The sequence below is a fragment of the Burkholderia sp. KCJ3K979 genome, assembly GCF_016759955.1.
In the GTDB taxonomy this organism is placed as follows: domain Bacteria; phylum Pseudomonadota; class Gammaproteobacteria; order Burkholderiales; family Burkholderiaceae; genus Burkholderia; species Burkholderia orbicola.
Window position 1 is genome coordinate 1 of record NZ_JACFYV010000378.1, and the last position, 2790, is coordinate 2790.

4 protein-coding genes are annotated in these 2790 nt (G+C 64.8%); all 4 read left to right on the plus strand.

The annotated features are described in order from the left end of the window. The coding region (locus H3O04_RS36465; protein ID WP_237666546.1) for a hypothetical protein at positions 1 to 195 on the plus strand (195 nt) is incomplete at its 5' end. Positions 196 to 408: 213 nt separating this feature from the next. After that, positions 409 to 1473: an acyltransferase family protein gene (locus H3O04_RS34820; protein WP_124476673.1), complete on the plus strand. Its 1065-nt coding sequence runs from the start codon at positions 409 to 411 to the stop codon at positions 1471 to 1473. A 35-nt stretch (positions 1474 to 1508) separates the two neighbouring features. Continuing rightward, complete coding sequence (gmd, locus tag H3O04_RS34825) at positions 1509 to 2555, plus strand: GDP-mannose 4,6-dehydratase (RefSeq protein WP_006479324.1); 1047 nt, start codon at positions 1509 to 1511, stop codon at positions 2553 to 2555. Further along, the coding region (locus tag H3O04_RS34830; RefSeq protein WP_202589462.1) for an NAD-dependent epimerase/dehydratase family protein at positions 2542 to 2790 on the plus strand (249 nt) is incomplete at its 3' end. The genes gmd and H3O04_RS34830, both read left to right, overlap by 14 nt.

Consider the following 2790-nt stretch of genomic DNA (forward strand, 5'->3'; position numbering starts at 1 on the left):
GCCACGGATCGCCCGCGGCCGCGCCCTGTCGCTAAATGGGTTTCAAACGTCGCGATGCAGGTTACAAGCAAAAATAATCACAAGAAATTTGGAAATATTTGGGGATGTTTCTGCCTGAAATATCGAGCCGGAACAGCGAATAAACGACGCCCAAAAACGGCAATAACGACCGCCTTTTTCCGCGCCACCACGTAGAAAATTCCGCTCTGCGCCGCCTGGTGAGCCCGTCCGGGCGCCAACCTTTCATGCCGCGATCGTAATAATCGGCATTTGCCTATTTATCGCCCGCTAACCGACGCGCGTTTTTTTACCGATTTCTTTTCCCTAGAATCGGTTTCGATTCCATATTCGATTTAAAGGCATGCAATACGTACACGCATTGGATGCGGGTCGTGAAGGAGCCGCGCGATGACGGCCCTGGCGCGCCCCGCCGACCTCGCCCCGCCGCACCACGGCCGGATCGTGCAGCTCGACGGGCTGCGCGCGATCGCGGTGGGCGCCGTATTCCTGCAGCACGCGCTGAAGGCGCCGCTGTGGATGGGTGTCGACCTGTTCTTCGTGCTGAGCGGCCTGCTGATCACCGGCATCCTGCTCGATCGCAAGGCGCGCGGGCAGTCGTACTTCAGCCACTTCTATGCCCGCCGCGTGCGCCGCATCCTGCCGCCGTACGTGCTGCTGCTGGTGGTGTCGACGCTGCTGTTCGGCGCGAGCTGGCTGCCGCACTGGCCGTGGTTCGCGTTTTTCTCGACCAATATCGGGCTGTCGCTCGGCAGCATCGGCCATGACAGCCTGAACGTGCTGTGGTCGCTCGCGGTCGAGGAGCAGTTCTACATCTTCTGGCCGTTCGTCGTGCTGTGGTGCTCGGAGCGCGCGCTGCTGTGGGTCGCCGCCGCGCTGATCGTCGCGGCGCCGGTGCTGCGCGCGATCGCGACGCCGTGGTTCGATTCGTTCTGGCCGATCTACTACCTGACGCCGTTCCGGATGGACCTGCTCGCGGCCGGCGCGTTGCTGGCGATCGTGCTGCGCCGCGACCGGCGCGCGCTGGAGCCGTTCTATCCGCTCGCGATCGTCGGCGCGCTCGTGTCGCTCGCGATCCTCGGCTGGCTGCACCTGTCGTTCCCGCGCTTTCGCGCCGCGAACACGCCGCTGTCGAACGCGGCGCTCTACAGCATCTCGCTGCTGCTGTGCACGTCGATCGTCGTGATCGCGCTGCGCGGCCGCGGCCTCGTGCAGCGCGTGCTGACGAACCCGATGCTCGTCTACGTCGGCACCGTCAGCTACACCGTCTATCTGATCCACCTGAGCGTGCTGTACGCGCTGTGGCCGCTGCACCTGAACCGCTTCGTCACGGCCGTGCTCGCGCTGGCGATCACGCTCGCTTACGCGACCCTGAGCTGGTACGGCTTCGAACGGCGCCTGACACGCGGGCCGGCGCGCCGCGCGGTGCCGGCTGCCGCCGGCACGACCGCCTGAATTTCATCATCCATCGCTTCTACCAGGACAACGCCATGAGCCAAACGCGTAAAAAGGCCATCATCACCGGAATTTCGGGGCAAGACGGTGCGTACCTGACCAAACTGCTGCTCGACAAAGGCTACGAAGTCACCGGCACCTACCGCCGCACCAGCTCGGTGAACTTCTGGCGTATCGCCGAGCTTGGCGTCGACACGCACCCGAACCTGACGCTCGTCGAACACGACCTGACCGACGCAGGCTCGAGCCTGCGCCTGCTCGAACGCACACAGCCGGACGAGCTCTACAACCTGGCCGCGCAAAGCTTCGTCGGCGTGTCGTTCGACCAGCCGGCGACGACCGCCGAAGTGACCGGCATCGGCCCGCTGAACCTGCTCGAGGCGATTCGCGTCGTGAGCCCGAAGACGCGCTTCTACCAGGCGTCGACGTCCGAGATGTTCGGCAAGGTACAGGCCATTCCGCAAACGGAAACCACCGCGTTCTATCCGCGCAGCCCGTACGGCGTCGCGAAGCTGTACGCGCACTGGATGACCGTGAACTATCGCGAATCGTATGGCCTGTTCGGCAGCAGCGGGATCCTGTTCAACCACGAATCGCCGCTGCGCGGCCGCGAATTCGTCACGCGCAAGATCACCGACACGATCGCGAAGATCAAGCTGGGCAAGACGACCAAGCTCGAGCTCGGCAATCTCGACGCGAAGCGCGACTGGGGCTTTGCGCTCGAATACGTCGAAGGCATGTGGCGCATGCTGCAGGCCGACGAACCCGACACCTACGTGCTGGCGACCAACCGCACCGAAACCGTGCGCGACTTCGTGCGGATGGCGTTCGCGGCGGCCGGCTACCAGATCGAATGGACCGGCAAGGGCGAGCAGGAGCGCGGCCTCGATGCGGCGACCGGCAACGTGCTCGTCGAAGTGAATCCGAAGTTCTACCGCCCGGCCGAAGTCGACCTGCTGATCGGCTGCGCGGACAAGGCGAAAAGCAAACTGGGCTGGGCACCGAAGACGACGCTCGAACAACTTTGCCAGATGATGGTCGAAGCGGATTTGACGCGGAACCAACACCATGACACGTTCTGAAACCGGGCGTCCGTCGCGCCGTGCATTCGTCACGGGCCTGACGGGCTTCACCGGTCGCTACATGGCCGAACGCCTGCAGGCGGCCGGCTATGACGTCTGGGGCACGGTCGCGCCCGGCACGCCCCGCCCCGCCGATCCGGCGTTCGCACACTGCACGCTGCTGCCCGCCGACCTGCTCGACGCGGAGGCCATGCGCGCGGCCGCGGCCGATGCGCGCCCCGACGCGGTCGTGCAT